Annotated in this window: 23 protein-coding genes and 2 pseudogenes; 20 read left to right on the top strand and 5 right to left on the bottom strand. The window is 36.7% G+C overall.

The window, feature by feature from the left end:
- Positions 1–118: 118 nt before the first annotated feature.
- From OWR28_RS24320 to OWR28_RS24305, 4 genes are all read right to left on the bottom strand, one after another.
- Positions 119–988 carry a hypothetical protein gene (locus OWR28_RS24320; RefSeq protein WP_332388863.1) on the bottom strand — a complete coding sequence of 290 codons (870 nt, stop codon included), beginning with the start codon at positions 986–988 and terminating at the stop codon, positions 119–121.
- A gap of 11 nt (positions 989–999) precedes the next feature.
- The gene (locus OWR28_RS24315; protein ID WP_332388862.1) at positions 1,000–1,761 is read right to left on the bottom strand and encodes a hypothetical protein; all 762 of its coding nucleotides are present in this window, start codon (positions 1,759–1,761) and stop codon (positions 1,000–1,002) included.
- 80 nt (positions 1,762–1,841) lie between these two features.
- Positions 1,842–2,729 carry a hypothetical protein gene (locus tag OWR28_RS24310; RefSeq protein ID WP_332388861.1) on the bottom strand — a complete coding sequence of 296 codons (888 nt, stop codon included), beginning with the start codon at positions 2,727–2,729 and terminating at the stop codon, positions 1,842–1,844.
- A gap of 31 nt (positions 2,730–2,760) precedes the next feature.
- A complete protein-coding gene (locus tag OWR28_RS24305) occupies positions 2,761–3,558 on the bottom strand; it encodes a DUF2797 domain-containing protein (RefSeq protein ID WP_332388860.1) in 798 nt (265 codons plus the stop codon).
- Positions 3,559–3,646: 88 nt separating this feature from the next.
- Between OWR28_RS24305 and OWR28_RS24300 the strand changes: the two genes are divergently transcribed.
- From OWR28_RS24300 to msrA, 11 genes and pseudogenes are all read left to right on the top strand, one after another.
- On the top strand, positions 3,647–4,675 hold the full coding sequence (locus tag OWR28_RS24300; protein WP_332388859.1) for a GDP-mannose 4,6-dehydratase: 1,029 nt from the start codon (positions 3,647–3,649) through the stop codon (positions 4,673–4,675).
- 135 nt (positions 4,676–4,810) lie between these two features.
- A complete protein-coding gene (locus OWR28_RS24295; protein WP_002662059.1) occupies positions 4,811–5,032 on the top strand; it encodes a DUF2795 domain-containing protein in 222 nt (73 codons plus the stop codon).
- A 122-nt stretch (positions 5,033–5,154) separates the two neighbouring features.
- Positions 5,155–8,227 (top strand): annotated as a pseudogene (gene secA, locus OWR28_RS24290) (preprotein translocase subunit SecA).
- A gap of 291 nt (positions 8,228–8,518) precedes the next feature.
- Entirely contained in the window at positions 8,519–10,567 is a 2,049-nt protein-coding gene (locus OWR28_RS24285) for a TonB-dependent receptor (protein WP_332388857.1), read from the top strand.
- 105 nt (positions 10,568–10,672) lie between these two features.
- Complete coding sequence (locus OWR28_RS24280) at positions 10,673–11,809, top strand: PepSY-associated TM helix domain-containing protein (protein ID WP_332388856.1); 1,137 nt, start codon at positions 10,673–10,675, stop codon at positions 11,807–11,809.
- Complete coding sequence (locus OWR28_RS24275; protein ID WP_332388855.1) at positions 11,809–11,967, top strand: hypothetical protein; 159 nt, start codon at positions 11,809–11,811, stop codon at positions 11,965–11,967. The genes OWR28_RS24280 and OWR28_RS24275 overlap by 1 nt, the downstream gene beginning before the upstream one ends.
- Positions 11,961–13,490: a TonB-dependent receptor domain-containing protein gene (locus OWR28_RS24270; protein WP_332388854.1), complete on the top strand. Its 1,530-nt coding sequence runs from the start codon at positions 11,961–11,963 to the stop codon at positions 13,488–13,490. Before OWR28_RS24275 ends, OWR28_RS24270 begins: the two co-directional genes overlap by 7 nt.
- A gap of 32 nt (positions 13,491–13,522) precedes the next feature.
- Positions 13,523–13,921 (top strand): hypothetical protein, encoded by a 399-nt coding sequence (locus OWR28_RS24265; protein ID WP_332388853.1) that lies wholly within the window; start codon positions 13,523–13,525, stop codon positions 13,919–13,921.
- Between the two features lie 50 nt (positions 13,922–13,971).
- Positions 13,972–15,183: a PepSY-associated TM helix domain-containing protein gene (locus tag OWR28_RS24260; RefSeq protein WP_332388852.1), complete on the top strand. Its 1,212-nt coding sequence runs from the start codon at positions 13,972–13,974 to the stop codon at positions 15,181–15,183.
- 79 nt (positions 15,184–15,262) lie between these two features.
- Positions 15,263–16,230: pseudogene (locus OWR28_RS24255) on the top strand (ROK family protein).
- 255 nt (positions 16,231–16,485) lie between these two features.
- The gene (msrA, locus tag OWR28_RS24250) at positions 16,486–17,040 is read left to right on the top strand and encodes a peptide-methionine (S)-S-oxide reductase MsrA (RefSeq protein WP_002981858.1); all 555 of its coding nucleotides are present in this window, start codon (positions 16,486–16,488) and stop codon (positions 17,038–17,040) included.
- 231 nt (positions 17,041–17,271) lie between these two features.
- Here msrA and OWR28_RS24245 read toward each other — a convergent pair whose 3' ends face one another.
- Positions 17,272–18,084: a hypothetical protein gene (locus OWR28_RS24245; protein ID WP_332388851.1), complete on the bottom strand. Its 813-nt coding sequence runs from the start codon at positions 18,082–18,084 to the stop codon at positions 17,272–17,274.
- A gap of 380 nt (positions 18,085–18,464) precedes the next feature.
- Here OWR28_RS24245 and OWR28_RS24240 point away from each other — a divergent pair, with 380 nt between their 5' ends.
- The 9 genes from OWR28_RS24240 (at position 18,465) to OWR28_RS24200 (ending at position 23,588) form a co-directional block, all read left to right on the top strand.
- Complete coding sequence (locus OWR28_RS24240; RefSeq protein WP_332388850.1) at positions 18,465–18,665, top strand: hypothetical protein; 201 nt, start codon at positions 18,465–18,467, stop codon at positions 18,663–18,665.
- A 45-nt stretch (positions 18,666–18,710) separates the two neighbouring features.
- The gene (locus OWR28_RS24235) at positions 18,711–18,971 is read left to right on the top strand and encodes a hypothetical protein (RefSeq protein ID WP_332388849.1); all 261 of its coding nucleotides are present in this window, start codon (positions 18,711–18,713) and stop codon (positions 18,969–18,971) included.
- 14 nt (positions 18,972–18,985) lie between these two features.
- Complete coding sequence (locus tag OWR28_RS24230; RefSeq protein WP_332388848.1) at positions 18,986–20,350, top strand: ATP-binding protein; 1,365 nt, start codon at positions 18,986–18,988, stop codon at positions 20,348–20,350.
- A 10-nt stretch (positions 20,351–20,360) separates the two neighbouring features.
- Complete coding sequence (locus OWR28_RS24225) at positions 20,361–20,624, top strand: hypothetical protein (protein WP_332388847.1); 264 nt, start codon at positions 20,361–20,363, stop codon at positions 20,622–20,624.
- Positions 20,625–20,629: 5 nt separating this feature from the next.
- Positions 20,630–21,022, top strand: a complete 393-nt coding sequence (locus tag OWR28_RS24220) for a DUF5932 domain-containing protein (RefSeq protein ID WP_332388845.1) — start codon at positions 20,630–20,632, stop codon at positions 21,020–21,022.
- A gap of 91 nt (positions 21,023–21,113) precedes the next feature.
- Complete coding sequence (locus OWR28_RS24215) at positions 21,114–21,803, top strand: response regulator (protein ID WP_332389003.1); 690 nt, start codon at positions 21,114–21,116, stop codon at positions 21,801–21,803.
- Positions 21,804–21,937: 134 nt separating this feature from the next.
- Positions 21,938–22,159, top strand: coding sequence for a hypothetical protein (locus OWR28_RS24210; protein ID WP_332388844.1), 222 nt, complete (start codon positions 21,938–21,940; stop codon positions 22,157–22,159).
- Positions 22,160–22,173: 14 nt separating this feature from the next.
- A complete protein-coding gene (locus OWR28_RS24205; RefSeq protein ID WP_332388843.1) occupies positions 22,174–22,512 on the top strand; it encodes a YegP family protein in 339 nt (112 codons plus the stop codon).
- Positions 22,513–22,517: 5 nt separating this feature from the next.
- A complete protein-coding gene (locus tag OWR28_RS24200) occupies positions 22,518–23,588 on the top strand; it encodes a type I restriction endonuclease (protein ID WP_332388842.1) in 1,071 nt (356 codons plus the stop codon).
- Positions 23,589–23,678: the final 90 nt, after the last annotated feature.

Here is a 23,678-nt window from a genome sequence, read left to right as displayed (position 1 = left end):
AATCCTTAAACCATTAAGGTTGTTATCATTACATATCGTTTCTATGAGCAGATGATCATTCTATCTTAATGGTTTAAGGAATTATTCCTGGGTATTTTCTTTTTTCCTGAATATTCCTTTAAGAAACCCTTTCTTTTCTTTTTCTCTCCTTCCGCCGGGGAGGCTTCTTTTTATTTTTTATTTCCTGTTTAATTTCTTTTACAGACTGCTTCATATCTTTTACTGAAGCGACAGCATCTTTTACTTTCTTTTCTGTTTTTTCTACATTTTTACCAATCAGGGTTTTCTTTAATCCCTGCTCTATTCCGCGCCAGAAAAGATTAAAGAAAGACTTTGTAGGATCACGTTCCACATCTTCCACCGTAACGGCTTCAGGAAAACGTCCTGAATCTGATTTCAGAAATACATTGGCAACAGCGGTCAGAAAACCTTTTTTCTCATGGTTGTTTTTATTTAAAACGGCAATTTTCAAGTCTTTATGTTTAAGATTAAAGGTTCCATGCAATCCTGCAGGATTTCCTTTAAAATTAAAAAGCATTTCCTGAATCGTCCCTGCGGTAGCCGTTACATGAAGATAAGGCCTGATAAACGGATTGATTCCGCTGGCCGGAAGATTGGATGTTTTCCCGGAAATTGCAAATTTATCACTCTGATCGGCTACATCGAAGTTCCAGTTTACGGAAAGCGGCGACAGGTTCATAAAGGAGCAATTGATTTTAATATCTACCCGGGTTGGTTTTCCTTTTATTTTGGCTGAATTCAGGTTCTTTACATTCATATTAAAATTGCTGAAAGTCAGTTTTCCCGGTCCCATACTTTCTGGCGTATCTTCTTCATACACCAATACAGAGTTTTTCAGATCAAGGTTATTGACCGTGATTGGAATTTTAATAGATCTCAGCATCTTGGAGTACAAAGCTTTTATTTTGGGGTCGTCTTTCGGAATTTTACTTCTGAAAATATTGGCATCTGCCGACTGAATAACCACGTGGGAAGCATTTACCGTTTTATTTTGAGAAAAAGCTCCCAGGTTCCTTCTGCAGTTATCCGGTTTGCCTTCAGGTCATACAGATCTCTTTCAACGGGTATCATTTTGATAAACTGTGCCCTCGAAACGAGAGGCTTCATCGCAAAGTTATTGACCTGGATTCTGTTTTTATTCAGCTTAAGAAGACCCAGGCTCATATTATAGAACTGTGTTTTGTAGGCAAAATTTCTGGTTGTCAGATAGTACTCCTTCACGGTAAAGGAAAGGCCTTTATGATCAGCTTTAGGAGATAGCTCAATCCCATTAAAGGTAGCATTCAGATCATGAAAAGCTAAAGGCTGTTTTCCTTTATCATAAATAATATTTGAATTTTTTAAGGAAGCTTTTCTTATGGTAATGGATTTTACAATATCAGGCCCGCCAGCATTGCTCTGCTTTTTTTCACCTGCCGTAAAAGTTCCGTTTACATTTTCTATCAGAAGATCTTTAAGGTCAAGATTTAGTTTTTTATCTATAAATTCCAGCTTATTGATATTAAAAGCAATATGGCCGGTTCTTAATCCTTCTATTGGCTTTCCTGTTTCTGGAGTGCCGGCTGATAATACCACATCCCGGATTTCACCGCTGGAAGGCTTAAGCGCAAGGCTTCTTACAGTGATATTCTGATGATTTGAGTATTCAATGTCTCTTCCGGCAACAGTAAAGTCTTTATATCCTACAGGAATGATCTGTTCTGAAGTTTCTTTATTAAACATCAGCTGATTGATATTCAAATTAAGATTTCCGACAGATAAAAGTTTATTGCCATCCGGTTTATTGATCCGAACAATGGCATTATTGAGTTTAATATTTTTTAAATCAACTTCAAAATTTGATTTTTTTTCATTTTTTTCCCCTTTATTCCTGTATTGTATACTGCCAAAACAGGATTTTTAAAATCCGCATTAGCAAGTGATACTTTGTTTTTATTTAAAACAACATCTTTAAATTCTATTGTAGGAATGGAAAATTCAAATAGCTGAACCTTTTCAGGATAAAACTTTTTAAAACGGGTCAAAGAAAGCAGTGGGATCAATCTGAAGTTATCTACCGACATTTGTCCGTTCTCCGTATTGATTTTACTGATAGTAATAGCATAGATATTATCCGGACGGAAAAAGAATCTTTCTCCTTTAATGCTGTACCTGTCAAAAACGACTGGTAATTTATCCTCTACGGATTCTTCTGTCATCTGTAAATTTTCTACAAACAGATCGAGCTTCTCTACAGATAAAAATTTTTGTTTGGTATGTCTGAAAACAGCAATTTTTCCATCACTGATCCTGATATTTTCAAAAAGCACGGGATTTCTCTTTTTGCCGGTTTTACGATCAACCGGTTTTGCAAGAATAACATTTAAACTGGGCTTAGCCAACAAAAGGTCCGAAGAGCTGATTCTTTTATTGAAAACAGCATCATAAATTCCGAAACGGCTTATTTTCAGGGTATCAATTGTTCCCTGCAGGCCAATGACATCAGTATTCTGCGGATCTTTACTGTTGACGGAAATTCCTGTTGCGAATATATTTCCTGATCCTAAATCTACATCAAGGGTTTTATAGGATACTTTATAATCAGTATTCTTTTTTATATAATCCGGAAGCCGGGTTTTAAGCCATATGTTAACTCCGAAATTTGCGGCAAGAAGGATACCTGCCAGAATCCCGAAACTTATCAATAGTTTTTTTACCCATTTTCCCATATTTTGTGATTTGATTTTATTTTACCCCGGATCAATTCCTGATTTCCAGATCGATTACATATCCTTCATGGCCTCTTACATTGATGAAATTTCCTCCTTCAAAGCCAAGATACTGTCCTTTGATTCCGGTAAGCCTTCCTGTGAATTCAGGTTTTTTATCTAATGTAAATGAAGTTACCTTTTCCGGCTTTTCAAACGGATAATCCAGCATCCACAATTCTTCTCCTTCACTATAGAATTTCTGAAAATCTTCAGGGAAATATTCCTTGATCTTCTGTCTGAAATCTGCAAGATCCACTTCACCTTCGAAATCATCCTGCAGCATTTTTCTCCAGTTGGTTTTGTCCGGTAAATGCTCTTTTAGAGCAACTTCTATCATTCCTGCTTCATAGCGGTTTTCTGTTCTTGCAATAGGTAAAGCAAAAGTTGCCCCCTGATCAATCCATCTTGTTGGAATCTGAGTATTTCTGGTCACTCCTACTTTCACATCTCCTGTATAGGCCAGATAAACAGTATGCGGCTGAAGCTGAATTTGTTTTTCAATTTCAAGATCACGTTCTGCGATATCCAGGTGCGCGGTGGAAAGTTCCGGACGGATAATGGTATCACTTGCATAAGGGCTTTCAAAAAAACAGTTTTTGCAGAATCCCATTCTGTAAATCGGTTTATTCTCACCACAATTTACACACTGGAATCCGATATGTTTTATGCTTAACTCCTTTCCAAACAGCTCATTCATGTGAATCAGATCTCCTGAAAGATTGAGATAGTACTGGATTGGCCTGGCGTCGTAGCTTGTCATCTTTAAAATTTGCCCTTGAAACTGCATATTATATTTATATTACTTTTTTAAGTAAATTTAATGATTATATTTTTCAAAAGTAAAATTTATATTTTTGTACCCATAAAAAATACAAATGGTTTATCTTGTAACAGGCGGCAGCGGGTTCATCGGCTCTCATTTAATTGAGCGATTATTAAGAAATGGACATTCTGTCATAAACATTGACAATTTTGATGATTTTTACGACTATCAGGTAAAAATTAAAAATACTTTAGAGTCAATTGGTAAAATTTCGGATTTTGAGTTCTCGGATAAAGAGACTGACATCCGTCGTTTGGCTTCCCTCTCCCATTCTGATCAATATTCCCTCTATTGGCAGGATATCCGGGATTATAAGGGTCTTGAAGCTATCTTTAAAAATCATCCTATTGACATGGTGATCCATCTGGCAGCACTTGCAGGGGTACGCCCTTCTATTGAACGCCCTCTGGAATATGAGGAAGTGAATGTAAGAGGCACTATGAACCTCTGGGAATTGTGTAAGGAATATCATATAGAAAAATTCATTTGTGCTTCCTCTTCAAGTGTTTACGGAAATAATGAAAAAATTCCTTTTGCAGAAACAGATAATGTAGACAGGCCTATCTCTCCTTATGCAGCGACCAAAAAAAGCGGCGAAGTTATAGGTCATGTTTATCATAACCTATACCATATAGATATGATCCAGCTTAGGTTCTTCACGGTATATGGGCCAAGACAGAGACCCGATCTTGCGATACATAAGTTTACAAAGCTTATTTCGGAAAATCAGGAAATCCCTTTCTATGGTGATGGAAATACAGCCAGGGATTATACTTATATAGATGATATCATTGATGGAATTACTAAATCAATCCTTTACCTGGAAAATAATACCGGGGTATATGAGATCCTTAATCTGGGAGAAAATCAGGTTGTGACTTTATCGGAGATGGTAGCTACTATAGAAATGGCGCTTGAAAAATCTGCCACTAAAAAATTTCTGCCAATGCAGCCGGGAGATGTCACAAAAACCAATGCAGATATCACAAAAGCAAAGGAATTAATAGGCTATAAACCTGCCACAGACTTCCAAAATGGCATAAAAAAATTTGTGGAATGGTTTTTGAGAAAACGACATTAAGTAAATTGCTGACATCGCTGACAGCCAGTTTGTGACAGCCATTTATAAGAAAAAATTATAAAAGAATTGAAAATCAAGTATAAAAAAGTTTATTATACAACCTATTTTTATACTTTTGCAAAAAATTAGAAAATTATGTACTGGACATTAGAATTAGCTTCATATTTAAGTGACGCACCTTGGCCAATGACAAAAGCAGAGCTTATCGACTACGCAATCAGAACTGGTGCACCTATGGAAGTAGTAGAAAACCTTCAGGCAATTGAAGACGAAGGAGAAATTTATGAATCTATCGAAGAAGTATGGAGTGATTATCCTACTGACGAGGATTTCCTTTGGAACGAAGACGAATATTAATAAAGCGATGAGCTTTAGGCTGCGTGCTTAGAGCTTTTTTGCCCTTTTTATATATAATTTACACGATAAGTGTTATTTAAAACGCTTAAAGCATTTTGCATTAAGCATAAAGCAAAAAATTTATGAGTTTTTTAAACAAAGTTCTTAAAGGGTTTTTGGGAGACAAAAAAGCGCAGGACCTAAAAGAAGTAAAAAAAGTTGTAACAAAAATCAAGGCTGTAGAGCCCAGCATCCAGCAACTGACGGATGACGGGTTGAGACAAAAGACGGCTGAGTTTAAAGAGAATATAAAATCTGCAACCAGCAAGATCACAGCTCAAATAGAACAGATAAAAGAGCAGATAAAAAATTCAACAAATGTTGATGAGAAAGAAGCTCTTTTCTCAAAAATTGAGTCTCTAAAAAAGAATCATACGAAATTGAAGAGAAAGTTCTGACTCAGATCCTTCCTGAAGCTTTTGCGTTGGTAAAAGAAACAGCAAGAAGATGGGCTCAGAATGGAGAAATCCGTGTAACGGCAACTGACTGGGACAGAGAGTTGGCTGCTGCAGGGAAAGATTTCATCAGTATTCAGGGAGACACAGCTGTTTGGAAAAACTCATGGGATGCTGCCGGAACTCCTGTAGTTTGGGATATGGTCCACTATGATGTTCAGTTTATCGGAGGGGTTATTCTTCACAGCGGTAAAATTGCCGAGATGGCTACCGGTGAAGGTAAGACTTTGGTAGGAACATTACCTATTTATTTAAATTCACTTCCGGGAAGAGGAGTACACGTTGTTACCGTGAACGATTATCTTGCGAAAAGAGACTCCGCATGGATGGGCCCTCTTTATCAGTTCCATGGAATGTCTATCGATTGTATCGATAACCACCAGCCGAACTCAGACGGAAGAAGAAAAGCATACAACTCAGATATTACTTACGGAACCAACAACGAATTCGGTTTCGATTACCTGAGAGACAACATGGTGACCTCACCTTCAGAACTGGTACAAAGAGAACTGAACTTTGCTATCGTGGATGAGGTGGATTCTGTATTGGTAGATGATGCCAGAACGCCATTGATCATTTCCGGCCCGGTTCCTCAGGGAGACAGACAGGAGTTTGACGTCCTTAAACCTTCTATCGACAGAATCGTTGAAGTACAAAAGAAAACGGTTTCTACTATTTTCAATGAAGCGAAAAAATTAATCGCTGCCGGGAATACAAAGGAAGGCGGATTCAAATTACTTCAGGCTTACAGAGGTCTTCCAAAAAACAGACAACTTATCAAATTCTTATCGGAAAGCGGAAACAGAGCATTGCTTCAGAAAGTTGAAGCGCAATACATGCAGGACAACAACCGTGATATGCCGATCGTAGATAAAGATCTTTACTTCGTTATCGAGGAGAAAAACAATCAGGTAGACCTTACAGACAAAGGTGTTGAATACATGTCTCAAGGAAACTCTGATCCGAATTTCTTCGTACTTCCTGATATCGGAACTGAGATTGCTGAAGTAGAAGCTAAAAACTTATCTAAAGAAGAAGAGTTTGAAGCAAAAGAAAAACTTTTCGCTGAATTTGCTGAAAAATCTGAGCGTGTTCACACGATGAGCCAGCTGTTGAAAGCTTACACATTATTTGAAAAAGATGATGAGTATGTCGTAATTGATGGTGAAGTAAAAATCGTTGATGAACAGACAGGCCGTATCATGGAGGGCCGTCGTTATTCAGATGGTCTTCACCAGGCAATCGAAGCAAAAGAGAATGTAAAAATTGAGGCAGCAACCCAAACTTTTGCAACCATTACGCTTCAGAACTATTTCCGTATGTACAACAAACTTGCGGGAATGACCGGTACTGCTGAGACAGAGGCCGGAGAGCTTTGGGAGATCTACAAATTAGACGTTGTGGTAATTCCTACCAACCGTCCTATTCTGAGACATGACAAGCAGGATCTGGTTTACAAGACTAACAGAGAAAAATATAACGCCGTAATTGAAGAGGTAGAAAAATTAACAGCAGCAGGAAGACCTGTATTGGTAGGAACCACTTCTGTTGAAATTTCACAGTTGCTTTCAAAAGCACTTCAGTTAAGAAAAATTCCGCACCAGGTATTGAACGCGAAGCTTCACAAAAAGAAGCAGAGATCGTTGCGGAAGCAGGACGTCCGGGAGTTGTAACCATTGCAACGAACATGGCGGGACGTGGTACCGACATTAAGCTTACCAAAGAAGTAAAAGACGCAGGAGGTCTGGCAATTATTGGTACAGAAAGGCACGATTCAAGACGTGTTGACAGACAGTTAAGAGGTAGAGCGGGACGTCAGGGAGATCCGGGAAGTTCTCAGTTCTATGTATCTCTTGAAGATAACTTAATGCGTTTGTTCGGTTCTGAAAGAATTGCTAAAATGATGGACAGAATGGGTCATAAAGAGGGAGAAGTAATTCAGCACTCTATGATCAGCAAGTCTATTGAAAGAGCTCAGAAGAAGGTGGAAGAAAATAACTTCGGAACCAGAAAGAGACTTCTTGAATACGACGACGTAATGAACAAACAGCGTGACGTTATCTATAAGAGAAGAAAAAATGCTTTATTCGGAGATCACCTGAAATATGATATCACGAATATGATTTTCGATGTTGCCAATTCTATCGTTGCGAAAGGAAAGGCTTCTGGAAATTATAAAGATTTTGAATATGAAATCATTAAAACATTTACAATGGAATCTCCGGTTTCCCAAAATGACTTTAATAACAAAAACGTTCAGGATCTGACGAATATCCTATTCAAAGCTGCTCAGGAAGATTACAAAATGAAGCTGGACCTGTTGAAAGAAAAATCATTCCCGATTATTGAGAATGTATACCAGAATCAGGGTTCAATGTTCAAAATGATCCAGGTTCCTTTCACAGACGGACACAAAACAATGACTATTGTAGCTGATCTTAAAGAAGCTTACGAAACGCACTGTGAAAGTCTGGTAAACGATTTCGAAAAGAACATTACTTTATCAATTATTGATGAAAACTGGAAGCTTCACCTTCGTGAGATGGACGACTTAAGAAGATCATCACAGGGAGCAGTATATGAGCAGAAAGATCCGCTTGTAATCTATAAGCAGGAGTCTTTCCACCTATTCAGTGAAATGATCGATAAATTAAACAAAGAAATTATTTCTTTCTTATACAAAGGAGAAATTCCTTCTTAAGAAAAATTTAATAATAATATTCAAAAACCGTTATGGCATTGACCATAGCGGTTTTTTGTTATTCAGTATATAATAAATTTATGATAAATATCAATCTTATTATTTATTTAGAACAGTTAAAAATAATATATTTGCAGAAAATTTTGCTTTCATGAAAAATGTACTGATCTGTGCTTCCGCACTGGGGACAATGATGGTTTCTGCCCAAAAAAAGATTCATTAACCACAAAAAACATAGATGAAGTAGTTATCAATACATATGTCAAGAAAGACAGTGATTATTCCAATAAAATGCCTCTTAAAGCCATAGAGGATCCACAGGTATATTCTTCTATTGACAAGGGTGTCTTGGAAAATCAATTATTATTCACTGTAGATGATGCTTTCAGGAATGTGGCGGGCGCACAAAAGATGTGGAGTGCAACCAACAGATCCGGAGATGGGGGAATTTATCTTAACCTCAGAGGTTTCGTAGCAGGAAACTCTATCAGAAACGGTATGGTAGCCCCTATTACCACTTCTATGGATGCCATTAATATTGAAAGAATTGAAGTTTTAAAAGGACCTTCCGCAACGCTATTTGGAAGTAATGTAACTTCTTATGGTGGAGTTGTCAACAGAATTACCAAAAAGCCTTATGAAACTTTCGGAGGAACAATATCTCTTGCAGGAGGAAGTTACAACTACTACAGGATACAGGCGGATGTAAACGCACCGTTGACCAACGATAAGAAGTTATTATTCAGATTAAATACAGCTTATACAAATCAAGGGACTTTCCAAAGAACTAATGCAAAGAATTCATTCTATGCATTTACACCTTCCATCACTTACCGTCCTACCGATAATTTGGAAATCAATGCAGAGCTGGAAATGTTTGAAACCAATTCATATCCTGAAACAGCATTTTTCTTTTATTTCCCAAGCTCACAACTTGGTGCAGACAGCATGGACAAAATGGAAAAACTTGGTTACAACTACAAACAGTCTTATACCGGGGAAGGCCTTAAAACTGTAGGTAAAGCAAGAAATTTCTTTGGGCAGGTTAACTATAAGATTAATGAACATATTAAATCTTCCACTAATGTAAGTACGGCCTATTCTTATTCAGACGGATTTAGCCCATATTTTTATTTCGCCCCCAATCCTACAAATAGTTCTGAAGTTGGAATAGCAAGAGCCGATCAGTCAACCAAAGACAGTAAAAGGACTTATTTCCAGCTTCAGCAGAATTTTAATTTTGATTTCAATATTGGAAGTATAAGAAACAGAACTGTAGCTGGTTTCGATTATATGAGATTAAATGACAACCAATACTTTATGTTCACCAATTTTGACTGGGTTCCTTTTAAAGGTACAGACTATTCTAATATGAATAGCCAGACATTGGGAGCCATGTATGATAATCTGAGAAACCAGCCTGATTTTGAAAAAAACAACACCTATATCAGTACAGGGAAAAAAGATGTTTACAGTGGATACATTTCCAATGTAATAACTCCTGTAGCAGGGCTTAATATCCTTACCTCTTTGCGATATGAAAGTGTAGACTTTAAAGGAGGTCAAACGGGGCAAAATGTAACTGCAGCATATACCCAGGGAGCATGGTCTCCGAAACTGGGAATTGTTTATCAGATTGTTCAGGATAAAGTATCTGTATTTGGAAATTATCAAAATAGTTTCACAAGCAACGGATATTATGTTTCCGATGCAAATTCTAATGTAACCCTTTCTGATCCTGAACGAGCTAATCAATTCGAAGGCGGATTTAAAGCCAGTCTTATCAAAGGAAGAATCAGTACAACATTAAGTTATTACAATATCAAAGTAAAAAATACACTTCTGAATGCTGGATATACTGATCAAGGGAGAGCAATTCAAAGACAGGCTGGCTCCCTAACGAGTCAGGGTGTTGAATTGGAAGCAAATGCTTATCTGATCAAAGGATTTTCTGTAATTGCCGGTGTAAGCTATAATGATATGAAATATACGGAAGCGGATGAAACTGTAATTGGAAGAAGGCCTGCTACAGCTTCTTCTCCGTGGCTGGTTAATTTCAATGCGAGCTACCAGTTCCTTGATGGAAACTTAAAAGGACTTGGTTTTGGTGTAGGAGGAAATTATGCCAGCGATAATAAGATCGTCAACTCAACCACAATGGGAACTTTCATACTTCCAAAATATCTGGTACTGAATGCTAATGCCTTTTATGATACAAAAAAATTCAGAATCGGAGTGAAGGTAGACAATTTTACCAACGAACATTACTGGAGCGGATATACAACAGCCAATGCGCAAGCTCTTGCCAACGTATTAGGAAGCTTCACTTATAAATTTTAAAAATTCAAAGGTTAGCCCCTTATGGGGTTAACTTTTTGCTATGAGAAAAAAGCATCACCATAAAAGAAGGTTTCTTCAACAAAAAAATGGTCCGCAAAACTGCATTTGTGGCTGGGTTTATCTGTTGGAATCATTGTATTTATAGTCTCTCTTTCAGGGACTTTATATGTTTTTAAGGATGAAATACAGAATAGCTTAAGAAAAGAAGCCATTGATCTTAAAAAAGAAGATGTAGGGACAAAACCGCTGCCTATCAGTCTGCTTCGTGAAAAAATAACACTGGAGCTTAATGAAAAGTATCCTGTAAGTGCTGTAGAAATCCCTTTGGATAAAAGCAAATCCTATCAGTTCCAGTACTATGAAAAAAGTAAAAAAGGATGGAACTATTTTCAGCAGGTACTTATCAATAAGCAAGTGTATGTGAACCAATATACAGGCCAAATCCTTGCTGTTTATGATGAAAAATATGATGTATTCAGTATTTTGAAATATATCCACTGGGGACTTTTACTCAATTCTGAATGGGGACCGTACACTGTAGGAATCCCTACCGTTATTTTTATGATTATGCTGATTACAGGAATCATTTTATGGTGGCCCAAAAATAAAAATGCAAGAAAAGGACGTTTCTGGTTCAATTGGGAAAACGTAAAAAACTGGAAGCGTAAAAACTATGATCTTCATAACATACTAGGGTTTTATGCATCATTTATTGCTTTGCTTTTAAGCATTACCGGACTCTATTTTGCTTATCCTTACGTGAAAAATACATTCACATTTGCCTTGTCCGGATCATGGGAACTTCCAAAAGAAAAAGAAAGAAAATCTCCGGACTCTCTGATGATAAAGAATGAAGCTGTTTTTGATCTGGCTGCGGCACAGACTGAAAAGTTGTATGCAAAGTCATCAAGCTTCAGAATCACGCTGAACGGAAAGAATAAAAAAGGAAAAGAGCTGAAAAATCTTCCGGTAACAGTTTACGGAATGGACGGAAGATACAGTGAAAGAAACAGCCTGACATTCGACAAATATTCAGGTAAACTACTTGCCAACAAACCTCATCACAAACTTAATACTGCCGAGAAGTACTCCAATGCTAATTATGACATCCATACCGGATCCTATTTCGGAATTATTGGAAAAATCATCTGGTTTATTGCCGGCCTTACGTGTACGTCACTCCCTGTAACCGGATTCCTGGTCTGGTGGGGAAAAAGAAAGAAAAAAGGAAAGAAAATATAATGAAAAAAGTGCTTTTATCAGCTGCCTGCTTAGGAACTACTTCCATTTTTGCCCAGGTAAAAGACAGTTTACAAACTAAAAATGTAGACGAGGTGGTAATGACTGCTTCCAGAAAAAGGAAAATATCAAAGAAGTTCCAAGCTCCATCACGGTGGTAGGAGAAAAACAGATTCAGTCTCAGCTGACTGTTAACTCAGATATTACAAGTATTCTTCAGTACACCGTTCCCAGTCTGGGAACCAATTCCGGGCAGACTTCCAATACAGGACAGACGTTAAGAGGACGCCAGGTTCTTGTTTTGATTGATGGAATTCCGCAGTCTACACCGCTTCGAAACGGAGCAAGAGATTTAAGGACCATTGACCCTTCAGCGATCGAAAGAATAGAGGTAATCAAAGGAGCATCTTCCATTTATGGTAACGGAGCAGACGGAGGAATCATCAATTATATTACCAAAAGAAACAAAACAGATAAAAAAATCTCCGGAATTTCACAGATTGGTATTACCGGACAACCTTACGGTGGCACTTTGGGAGTAAGAGCCAGCCAGCTGTTAACAGGAAAGATCAACAAATTTGACTATACCCTTTCATTAGCTTACGAAAGAACAGGTTATACAAAAGACGGTGACGGCGTTTTGATAAGTCCGACTTACAGCATTGCCAAGATGGACAATTACAATGGATTGCTGAAAATAGGGTATGATATCAATGAAAATCAAAGGATTGAAGCTTCTTACATTGGTTATTCTTCAAGATCAGATCTGAACGTAGGCTTAAAAACAGGAAAATACGGCATTACGCCTACCATTGGGGAAGGAATCGGAAAAGGGTTGGAAACAACCCCACAGGGAACTCCGAAGAATCACAACATCAGAGTGAGCTATGACAATAAGAATTTGTTTGCCGGAACTTCCTTAAATGTGAATCTTTATTATCAGGATTTTAAAACCGTTTATGGCTACAGCGACACCTTTTTCAATGGTGGCCAGTCGAATGTTATTTCCCGGAAAAAAGGAGCAAGATTCAATTTTGATACTCAACTATGGAATTCTTCCAATTCCCAGGGAGAAATTATCTACGGAGCTGATATTCTGAATGATGAGACTGTACAAAAGCTGGAAGACGGACGCTTCTGGACTCCTAATATGAACATGACCAATATTGCACCTTTTGTATTGGCAAAAATTGATCTGTTTAAGAAGCTCACCATCAAAGGAGGGCTTCGCTACGAAAACATCAGGGTAAATGTTGATGATTTCAATACCCTTTCTACCCTTAAAAGTGACGGAACTTTCACCAAAAGCATTCCTGTGGCCGGCGGAAAGCTGAATTATAATGCGCTGGTAGGAAATATCGGTGTCCGTTACAATATTGAACCTTATATCAACCTTTTCGGAAGCTTTTCTCAGGCCTACTCTATCAATGAGCTGGGAAGAATTTTAAGAACCTCAACTTCTGAAACGATCAAAAGCCTGGAAACAAAACCAATCATCGTTAATAATTACGAATTGGGCGCTACAGGACAGCTTTCCAGCTGGATGAACTATGAATTGACGTCTTATGTAAGTACCTCAAAGCTGGGAGCATCATTCGTACAAAGTCCGGACAGAGCATTAATGATCCAGCGCTCTCCTGAAATTGTGTACGGTGTTGAAGGTTTTTACACTTTACCCCGGTAAAATGGATCCGGTTTGGTGGAAGCTACAGCTGGATGGAAGGAATTACTTCTGTAAAAGATGATGGTGATTATTCAACAAAAATCAACAACAGCAGAATTTCTGCCCCTAAGGTTTTGGCATATGTTCAGGCCAGACCAATCCCTGCTCTATCCTTGGGGCTTGATATGCTTCACTCTTTCCAGCAAAAGAGATTTGAGCCTAATGCCAAGACGGGATTATATGCGTATGGTGAAGGATATGTACCTGAGTATACTGTCTTCAATTTCAAATCAAGTTATGAGGTTAATAACAACTGGAGCGTATCATTAGGAATTGAAAACCTTTTCAATAAACTGTACCAGCCTGCTATTTCATGGTGGACTGCAAGAGACAGTGATTTTACCAATGCTCTTGGATTAAGAGGAACATTCATGGTTGAATACAGATTTTAATTAAACTAAATAAAGAGCAAGGCTTATATTTGCTTTACTTTTATTGCGATATGAAGAAAAAACATCATCATAAAAAGAAACCGGGATTCATTAAAAAATGGTCTGCAAAGCTCCATCTCTGGTTTGGATTGGGTATAGGTTTCCTGATCTTTATTATCTCTATTACCGGAGCCTTATATGTTTTCAAAGATGAAGTGGAAAATATCACCCGAAAAGATGTCATCTACCATCATGAGCAGAATATTGACCAGAAGCAGGTACTTCCTATCCGGGTAATGGAAAAGGCTGTTGCAGAACAGGTAAAAGAGAAATATCCGATCCATTGGGTCAATGTTCCTATCGATAAAAAGATGTCCTACATGTTCTTCTGGTATGAGCATAATACGGATGCCTGGAATTATTTTGATGAATTTCCTGTTTACAAACAGGCTTACGTAAATCCATACACCGGAAAGGTACTGAGAGTTTATGATGAAAAAAACGGATTCTTCAATATTGTAAAAATGATCCACTGGAGTTATCTGCTGAAACAGGACTGGGGAACGTATGTGGTAGGAATTCCTGTTATTATCTTTATCATCATGCTGATTTCCGGGATCATTCTTTGGTGGCCCAAAAACAAAGCAGCCAGAAAACAGCGTTTTTCCTTCAAATGGAAAAATATCAAAAGCTGGAAACGAAAGAACTATGACCTTCATAATGTATTAGGGTTTTATGCATCCATTTTTGCTTTAATCTTTTCCATTACAGGGCTTTTCTATGCATTCTTTGTCGTTCAGGCTATGATTTATGTGATCTTTTCCGGTGGAGAAACAAAGTATCCTGACTTCTCACATATCAGGGCAAAGGCCCCCATTGAACTGAGAACAGAAGGAACGCTTGATAAAATTATTAATACTGTACAGACAAAATATCCCGATGCCTATGGTTTTGCTGTAGACCTCGGTCATCCTCACATGGATGATCATGAGCATCCTAACTTTGAAGTGTATGTGAAACATCTCTCCTATTCTTATCATAAAAGCAGCAGCTTAATCTTTGATGAAAATTCAGGAGAACTTCTCCATACTCATGATCCGAAGGACAAAAACTTTGGAGAGAAGGTGGTAAATGCTAATTATGACATTCACGTAGGAGCTATCTTAGGACTTCCAACCAAGATTATTGCCTTTATTGTAAGCCTCATCTGTGCTTCTCTCCCGGTTACCGGATTTATGATCTGGTGGGGAAGAAAAAAGAAAAAATCAATAAAAACAGCATAAAGAATTAAATAAAATCCAGTTAATAATCCATTAATACAATCTTTTTTATAATTTTAGCCCTTAGAATTTAATCATAGAAATGTCATTAATAGATTTATCAAAACAAGTTGCCCTTGGAGTTGACATCGGCGGAACCAATACTAAATTCGGAATCGTAAACCACCGTGGAGAAGTTCTGGATAAAGGAAACCTGAGAACCGATGCTTATGACAAAGTTGAGGATTTCATCGATGCTTTATATGAACATGTTCATCCTATGATGGAAAAACATGGTGCTGAAAAGCATTTTGACGGAATCGGGGTAGGAGCACCCAATGCCAACTACTACAAAGGAACCATTGAACTGGCTCCTAACCTTCCCTGGAAAGGTGTAATTCCTTTTGCTGAGCTGATGAAAGCAAAATTCGGTCTGCCTTGTACGGTTACCAATGATGCCAATGCTGCAGCCCTTGGAGAAATGCTCTTCGGAGCAGCCAGAGGAATGAAGGATTTTATCATGATTACACTGGGAACAGGAGTAGGAAGCGGAATCATTGCCAACGGAAGCTTAATCTATGGACATGACGGGTTTGCCGGAGAATTAGGACATACAATAGTGAAACCCGGCGGTAGAAAGCACTGGAGCACAGGTTCTGAAGGAAGTCTGGAAGCATACGCCTCCGCAACAGGAATTACTATTACAGCAAAAAAATGAGAGCAGAGTTCCCGGAATCTATGCTGAACCAATATCCCGAAGATGCCATCAATTCTAAAACAGTATATGAATGTGCTATCAAAGAAGACCCAATTGCTATTGAGGTTTTCCGATATACGGGTCAGAAGCTGGGAGAGGCATTAGCTAATTTCGTTATGTTCTCTTCACCTGAAGCTATTCTTTTATTTGGAGGGGTGATTAAAGCAGGTGATTTTATTTTAAAACCGGCTAAGCTTCATATGGAAAGAAACCTTCTTCCTATTTTCAGAAATAAGGTAAAACTGGTATTCAGTGAGCTTGACGAAGCAGATGCTGCCATTCTTGGAGCAAGTGCTTTGGTTTGGGAAAAATAACTGAACGCTATTTTAAATAATTAAGAGCATCCTTTAGGGTGCTTTTTTGTTTTCCCGACGGATTTGGGTTTGTATTTTTATAGTGTTTATTTGTGAAAACATTGGTGGTATTTGTGTTTGGGAACTATTTGTCACATCTATCATTGTAATTTACGTTTCAGACGTAAAATCGTGTTCAAATGAAAAAGTTTTTCCTATTTTTGATCAGCTTTTTCCGGGTAAAGGAAGAGAAATAAAACAATATAATTACCAACAATGGACAACAATAATTTAGAACAGATTACTTTCGGGGGCGGATGTTTCTGGTGCGTAGAAAGCTGTTTCAATATGCTGAAAGGAGTACAATCTGCTATTTCAGGATATTCGGGAGGTCATAAGGATAATCCGACTTATCAGGAGGTATGTACAGGTGAAACCGGACATGCAGAAGTGGTACAGATTACTTATGATCCGGCTGTTATTTCCTACGAACAATTAATGGATGTATTTTTCTTCCTTCATGATCCCACCCAACTGAACAGACAGGGAAATGACATCGGAACCCAGTACCGTTCTGTGATTTACTATAAAGATGATGCAGAGAAGGCAAAAGCCGAAGAAGCCATTAAAGTATCTCAGGAATCGGGAAGATGGGCTGGTACTTATGTAACGGAATTAACGAAATTCGACAAATTCTGGCCGGCAGAACAATATCATCAGGGATATTACAATGAAAATCCTACACAGCCATATTGCAGTGCTGTAGTAGGTCCTAAAATACAGAAGTTTAAAAAACATTTTGGAGAACTGGGAATGCTGAATGCAGAATAAAGTCTCACATTTTTAAGTTTTGGCTAAAGCCGGATCTGATGGTATAATTTCAGTTTAAACGGACTAAAGTCCGCTCCTACTGATATTTAATATTATTCCAGAAAATGGAATCCTGACATTTATAAGCTAATATAAAATACAGAAGCGAAGAGAAAATCTCTTCGCTTTTTTGTTTACCATAAATGGGTGAGGACTTGCTTTAATTGGGTTTAAAATTATTGTGAAGGAAATTTATTTTTCAATCAGGAAAGGTTCTGAATTTTTCCCGGCGTATTTTGTGATCATATGGCTCGTTGCATTTTTTAAACTTTTGCCATTATCTGGATTTATTCCATCCATTGTAAAAAACTCTACCACATTATCATATTTTGTGTACCAAGAACTCCCTAATCCATTTTCTACCGTTAAAGTATCTGGTCTGGTAATTTTCTTAAAATACTTCAACTTGACAGTATCAACGGGTATTAACTGGTGTTTGGGGTTTTTATCATCGCAGGATGTTAGCTTATATTCATCCCCATCCCAGTACATACATTTATTCTCTTTACCAAATTTTATACCTCCATTTCCACCGTAAGAAAAACTTGCAAATAAAATTAAAACCATAGCTCCTATTCCCATGCCGTTTTTTGCCATCTGTGGAATGTTGAAGACAGGTTGGTTTTTTATCACTATCATGATATTTGACATTTTGTCAGAAAATGAATTGCCTTTATTCACTGTGACATTCACTTCAGTATCTTCAGTAGTATTTACACAATGTACTTTTCTTTCTTCTCGGTAATGTTTGAAATCATTAAAACCTAAGTATCTACTAAACACATCTAACGTGACAGGTTTTATAGTTACATCCTTATTGTTGTCCACTATAGACTGATAATAGCCTTGCATAGTTTTATAATTCAAAGGAAATCTAAATTCGTTTAATAATATTATTGACAAGTATTTAAAAATGCCACTTATTGAGCTTTCTGAACTATCCTTTTTTGCTTTAAAATGTACCTCTTGAAGTAATTTTTTTTTCTCTTGTAAATTTTTTGCCATGATCTTAGTAATTATTTGGAAAAATAAAAAGATTTCATAAGAAAAATATGCGGAAAACCGTAAATATCAACATTTTAAAGTTTCCAAAATCTTACCAAAAAGCTACTACCCCCTGCTTTCCATTTTGATGCAATTTTGTAATCGAGATCAGGGACAATTACAAACATTAAAAATAAAATCTAAAAACTCTGATTTCAAAAATCACCAGATAAAACGGAGGAAAACTCCGGATTGGGAAGCAGATGTTTCTCCTCCGTTTTTGAAGGTTCACTTCCCTAAAAAATTAAGAAGCGCTTCGAAATTTTAATTGTGTACAGCCTGAGATAAATACTTCTCAGGAGGAAGAAAAACAGTCAAAAAACTTCTAAAATTTTACGGAAATGATAGAGATCATATTAATGCTAATCGGTTTAGCATTCTCAAACAATAATGCCAATACAACAACTGCAAATGATAACAACCCAACTACTGAAACTACTCAAACTCAAAGTGGGGCTACGGATCCTGGAGGATCTACAGGGGAAAGTGGGGGAAGCGATACGGGAGGAGAAACTGGAACAACTCTTCCCCCTAAAAAATAAAACTTTGACCACTCTTTTAGAGTGGTTTTTTTTTAATTTAGTAAAATGATACGAAATTTATTATTTTTTCTTTTTTCATTTTGTCTCGTTGCTTCGTGCAAGGATACACTTGAAACGAATAATGACATATTAAAAGGTGATAAATTATATGAAGAAGGTGTTAGACTTCTTGAAAAAGATGATGTTAAGGCCTATTTAAAGCTCCAAGAAGCTATAAGTTATTATAGTAAAAAAAATGATTTTTCTAATATTTCTAAGAGTTTAATTGTACAAGCAAATGCTCAAAAAACAGAGGTGACTTTTTAGGCGCGGAATCAACATTGGTAGAGGCACTAAAAATGATGAAGGAAAATGATGAAAGCCTTTATGCATTATATGACACTATGGCTAATTTAAAGTTAAATCAAAATCAATATCCTCAGGCAATTGAATGGTACGATAAGGCTCTCTCTGTTAAAATTGAATCTGAAGAAAAACGGCTAAGTATATTAAACAATAAATCTGTAGCAGTATATAAATCAGGGAAATATAAACAAGCATTGAACATTTTACAAAAACTTAGCTTATCAAGCCTTTCAGATTTAAATTTAAAAAATAGAATTAAAGATAATATTGAATATATAAAATGGCTAGACAACAATAATACAGATGCTCAAACTAACATAGAAAATATTCTAAAACATAAGTTAGAAAATAATGACCTTTGGGGAGCTAATTCAAGCTATGCTCATTTAGCAGATATAAATAAGAAATCAAATCCAGAGAAATCACTTTATTATGCCAAAAAAATGCTTGATATCGCTCAAATAAACAAAAGCCCTGAAGATAGACTTGAAGCTCTTGAAAAAATAATTTATGTAGATAAGCCAGCAGATATAAATAATCACTTCCTAATATATAAAAATCTATCTGACAGCATACAGGCTAGTCGTAATGATTACACTAATAAATTTGCTTTTATAAAGTATGAAAATACGAAAGTAAAAGCTGAGAAGGCTGAAAAAGAAATTCAACTATTATCGCAATACTTTCTTTCGGGAATACTTATTTCCTTACTAATCATTATTATTATTTTATATAAAAAAAGACAGAAAAAGCTTGAACAAGAAAAAGAAATCGAGGTAAAAAACACGCAGCTCAAAATGTCGAAAAAAGTTCATGATGTGGTTGCCAATGGAATCTACCAGGTGATGACAAAGATTGAAAACCAGGAAGACTTCGACCGGGATAAAGCGCTTGACGAACTGGAATTTGTATATGAAAAATCCAGGGACATTTCCTATGATAAAATTGGAGAAGAAAAAGAGTTCAGCAAAGTCATCTCAGAGCTTATTGCTTCATTTAATAATGATACCGTAAAAACCTTTACCGCAGGAAACAGTCCTGCGATCTGGGAGTCCGTTTCTCCCACAGTAAAAGAGGAGGTTTACCAAATGGTCCGTGAGCTGATGGTGAATATGAAAAAGCACAGCCAGGCCAGCCACGTTGGCGTTAAATTTGAAAAAATAAACAATCTTATTGAAATTCAATACAAAGACAATGGAATAGGAATTCCGGGAGACCTTGTGTATAAAAATGGCTTACGAAATACGGCATCCCGCATTGAAGCGATTAAAGGAACCATTACTTTTGACACGAAAATTGAAAAAGGGCTGAAGGTCAATCTTTCATTCCCTGTTTCCTAACCATCCAGCCATGTTCAAAAAAGTTTTAATCGTTGAAGATCAGGAAATCATGAACCGGGGAATCCTGAATACAATAAAAGAATTAAATATCCCTGATTTTGATTATGTAACCTATTGTGATGAAGCCCTAAGCAGAATCAGAACAGCTTTGGAAAGGAAAAATCCATATGATCTGCTTATTGCTGATCTGTCATTTGACAAAGACCATATTCCCCAGAAGCTTCGTTCCGGGCAGGAACTTATTCTTGAAGCAAAAAAGTTCAGCCGGCTTTAAAAGTAGTGGTATTTTCTGTTGAAAAGAAAGCAAAAACAATTGACGACCTTTACAAAATCTATCAGATTGACGGATTTGTAAGCAAGGCAAGGCGTGACGGACAAGACCTGAAAAGTACAATACGGAAAATCTTTAACGGAGAAACCGTAATTCCCCAGGAAATTCTGAATACAATGCGTCATATTTCTTCTGAGTTTGATGCGTATGATATCAAATTGCTTGAGCTGTTAGCCAAAGGCTATAAGCAAAGTGAAATAAGCACTTCTCTGAAACAACACAGAATGATCCCATATGGCATCAGGTCTATTGAAAGGAGACTGAACGAACTCAGGGACAGTCTCGGCGCAAAAAATAATATTGAGATGATCGTCATCTGCAAAGATATTGGCCTCATCTGATCAGACCTGCTGAAATATCATTTTTTCGTCCCTTTTACGTGAAACCGTAATGACGAAAAATTAAATGAATATACTTTTGAGGACTTAACCAATTTTTTTAATTAAACCGTATAACCATGTTCAAAAAATTTTAATTGCCGAAGATCATGAAAGCATCAATATTTCTGTTCAGAAAACCCTTGAAGAGCTGAATATTCCCACAGTAGATTATGTGTATTACTGTGATGATGCTATTGGAAAAATTCAGAAAGCGTTACGGGAAGAATATCCTTATGACCTGTTGATTACAGATCTGTATTATGAAGAAGATCATCATGAGCAAAACCTTAAAGACGGAAAAGAACTCATCAGAAAAGCAAAAGAGATACAGCCTGATTTAAAAATCATTGTATTTTCGGCAGAACATAAAACGGGTGTAATAGAAAATCTTTTTTCAGATTATGAAATCAACGGATATATCCGTAAAGCCAGAAATGATTCAAAAGAACTGAAAAAGGCCATTGCATCAGTATATATCGGCGAAAACTATTTATCTTTTGATCTGAAACAGGATATGAAAAAGTTCAACAGCTATGAGTTTTCTACATTTGATATCACCCTTGTCTCTCTCCTTTCTAAGGGAATCTTGCAAAAAAACATTCCTGCCCACCTCGAAGAAAGAAATATTAAACCCTCCAGCCTGAGCAGCGTTGAGAAGAGATTAAACAGTCTGAAGGAAGACCTTGAAATAAACAGCAATGAGCAGTTGGTAGCCTTCTGCAAGGACATCGGGATTATATAGTATACAATTCATCTTACATACAGCCTTTCAAATTTTTTGAAAGGTTTTTTATTTTTTGCCCGTTTTACGGTTTTCCGTAACAGACTGAAATCTAATGCTCATATTTTTGGACTGTTAAACAATAATCAATTTTTATGAAAAAGGAATATTACCTCAATAAGAAACAGCAGTCTAATGGAGATTATGAAGTGCATGAAAGCTCATGCAGATTCTTACCATCTTCTGAAAATAGAATTTATTTAGGCAGTTTTTATACTTGTCAGGAAGCGGTAAATGAAGCGAAAAAATTATTTACAGCTCAAAGAAACAACATCAACGGATGCTATTACTGCTCAAATGCATGTCATACAAGTTAAATAAAAAATTAATCATGGGAAAATTCGTAATCACACAAAGAATCAACAAAGAGTATCAGTTTAATCTGAAAGCCGGAAACGGTGAAATTATTTTAACCAGTGAAGGATATGTTCAGAAAGCATCCTGCCAGAAAGGCATTGAATCTGTAAAAGTCAATTCTCAGGATCTTTCAAGGTACGACAGAAGACTTGCAAAAAATGGAAAAGACTATTTCGTGTTAAAAGCTAGGAACGGTGAAATTATCGGAAACAGCCAGATGTACAGTTCAAAATCCGGAATGGAGAATGGTATAGCTTCTGTAAAATCAAATGCTCCGGCAGCAGAAATCGTTGATGAAACTTTAAAAAATTAAAAACTATGGAACTTAAAATTAAACTTGAGCAGCTGCACCAGAAAGTAATAGGCCTTAAAGACCAGATCGGAACAGAAGAAGCCACAAAGAATGCTTTTGTAATGCCTTTCATACAAATCCTGGGCTATGATATTTTCAACCCTACGGAAGTGGTTCCGGAGCATGTCTGTGATATCGGAACAAAAAAAGGAGAAAAGGTAGATTATGTGATCAAAAATAATGATGAGCCCATCTTCATTATTGAATGTAAGCATTGGAAAGAAAGCGCCGATGCTCACAATTCACAGCTTCACAGATATTATCATGTTTCCAAAACAAGATTCGGAGTTTTGACCAATGGAATTGTGTACAACTTTTATACAGATCTGGAAAAGCCCAATATTATGGATGAAAAACCGTTTTTCACCATCAATATTGAAGATTTAAAAGACAGTTCCATCAAAATTCTGGAAAGTTTCACCAAAAAAGATTATAATCTGGAAAGTATACTTGATTCTGCAGAAGCATTAAAGTATATCAAAGCCATCAGAAAGGAATTCGAAAAGGAAATTGAAAATCCATCTGATGAATTGGTAAAACTTCTGGTGAACCGCTTCTTTGAGAAGCCTTTAACAGCCAACAGAATGGTTTCTTTTAAAGAGTATGCTAAAAAAGCATTAACTACTTCTATTAATGAATCGATCAGTTTCCGGTTAAAGTCCGCATTGAGTATTAATGAACAGATAGAGAAAAAAGAAGATGATGTAAAATCATCACAGTCTATTGATCAAAATAATGATTCTAAGATTATCACCACAGAGGAAGAGCTGGAAGGATTTCAGATTGTAAAAGCAATTCTGAGAGAGAAAATTCCTTCTTCGAGAATTGCCTATCGGGATACTTTATCCTATTTCGGGATTTTATTGGATGATAACAACAGAAAGCCACTTTGCAGATTACACTTCAATACTACAAATAAATATCTGGAAACCTTCCACAACGGAAAAGAAGCAGGAGAAAAGATTTTATTGAATACCCTTGATGAGATCTATAATTACAGGGATCAGCTTCATCTGACACTGGAAAATTATGCATAAAAATTACTCATCATGAAAACTTTTTTATCATTCTGAAAGTTGTGCGATGGATGCTGGGTGCTGTATTCTTTTTTGCCTCGTTGAGTTTAT

Origin of the sequence: Chryseobacterium sp. 1B4, from assembly GCF_036631475.1 — a bacterium.
Lineage (GTDB): Bacteria > Bacteroidota > Bacteroidia > Flavobacteriales > Weeksellaceae > Chryseobacterium.
This window is presented reverse-complemented; position numbering and strand designations above follow the sequence as displayed.

Coding starts and splice junctions, on each gene's coding strand:
- OWR28_RS24285 (WP_332388857.1), top strand. CDS start 8,519: ATGCCTCTTAAAGCCATAGAGGATCCACAGGTATATTCTTCTATTGAC.
- OWR28_RS24240 (WP_332388850.1), top strand. CDS start 18,465: ATGATAGAGATCATATTAATGCTAATCGGTTTAGCATTCTCAAACAAT.
- OWR28_RS24305 (WP_332388860.1), bottom strand. CDS start 3,558: ATGCAGTTTCAAGGGCAAATTTTAAAGATGACAAGCTACGACGCCAGG.
- OWR28_RS24200 (WP_332388842.1), top strand. CDS start 22,518: ATGGAACTTAAAATTAAACTTGAGCAGCTGCACCAGAAAGTAATAGGC.
- OWR28_RS24225 (WP_332388847.1), top strand. CDS start 20,361: ATGTTCAAAAAAGTTTTAATCGTTGAAGATCAGGAAATCATGAACCGG.
- OWR28_RS24275 (WP_332388855.1), top strand. CDS start 11,809: ATGAAAAAAGTGCTTTTATCAGCTGCCTGCTTAGGAACTACTTCCATT.
- OWR28_RS24295 (WP_002662059.1), top strand. CDS start 4,811: ATGTACTGGACATTAGAATTAGCTTCATATTTAAGTGACGCACCTTGG.
- OWR28_RS24265 (WP_332388853.1), top strand. CDS start 13,523: ATGGAAGGAATTACTTCTGTAAAAGATGATGGTGATTATTCAACAAAA.
- OWR28_RS24205 (WP_332388843.1), top strand. CDS start 22,174: ATGGGAAAATTCGTAATCACACAAAGAATCAACAAAGAGTATCAGTTT.
- OWR28_RS24260 (WP_332388852.1), top strand. CDS start 13,972: ATGAAGAAAAAACATCATCATAAAAAGAAACCGGGATTCATTAAAAAA.
- OWR28_RS24210 (WP_332388844.1), top strand. CDS start 21,938: ATGAAAAAGGAATATTACCTCAATAAGAAACAGCAGTCTAATGGAGAT.
- OWR28_RS24310 (WP_332388861.1), bottom strand. CDS start 2,729: ATGGGAAAATGGGTAAAAAAACTATTGATAAGTTTCGGGATTCTGGCA.
- msrA (WP_002981858.1), top strand. CDS start 16,486: ATGGACAACAATAATTTAGAACAGATTACTTTCGGGGGCGGATGTTTC.
- OWR28_RS24245 (WP_332388851.1), bottom strand. CDS start 18,084: ATGGCAAAAAATTTACAAGAGAAAAAAAAATTACTTCAAGAGGTACAT.
- OWR28_RS24235 (WP_332388849.1), top strand. CDS start 18,711: ATGATACGAAATTTATTATTTTTTCTTTTTTCATTTTGTCTCGTTGCT.
- OWR28_RS24300 (WP_332388859.1), top strand. CDS start 3,647: ATGGTTTATCTTGTAACAGGCGGCAGCGGGTTCATCGGCTCTCATTTA.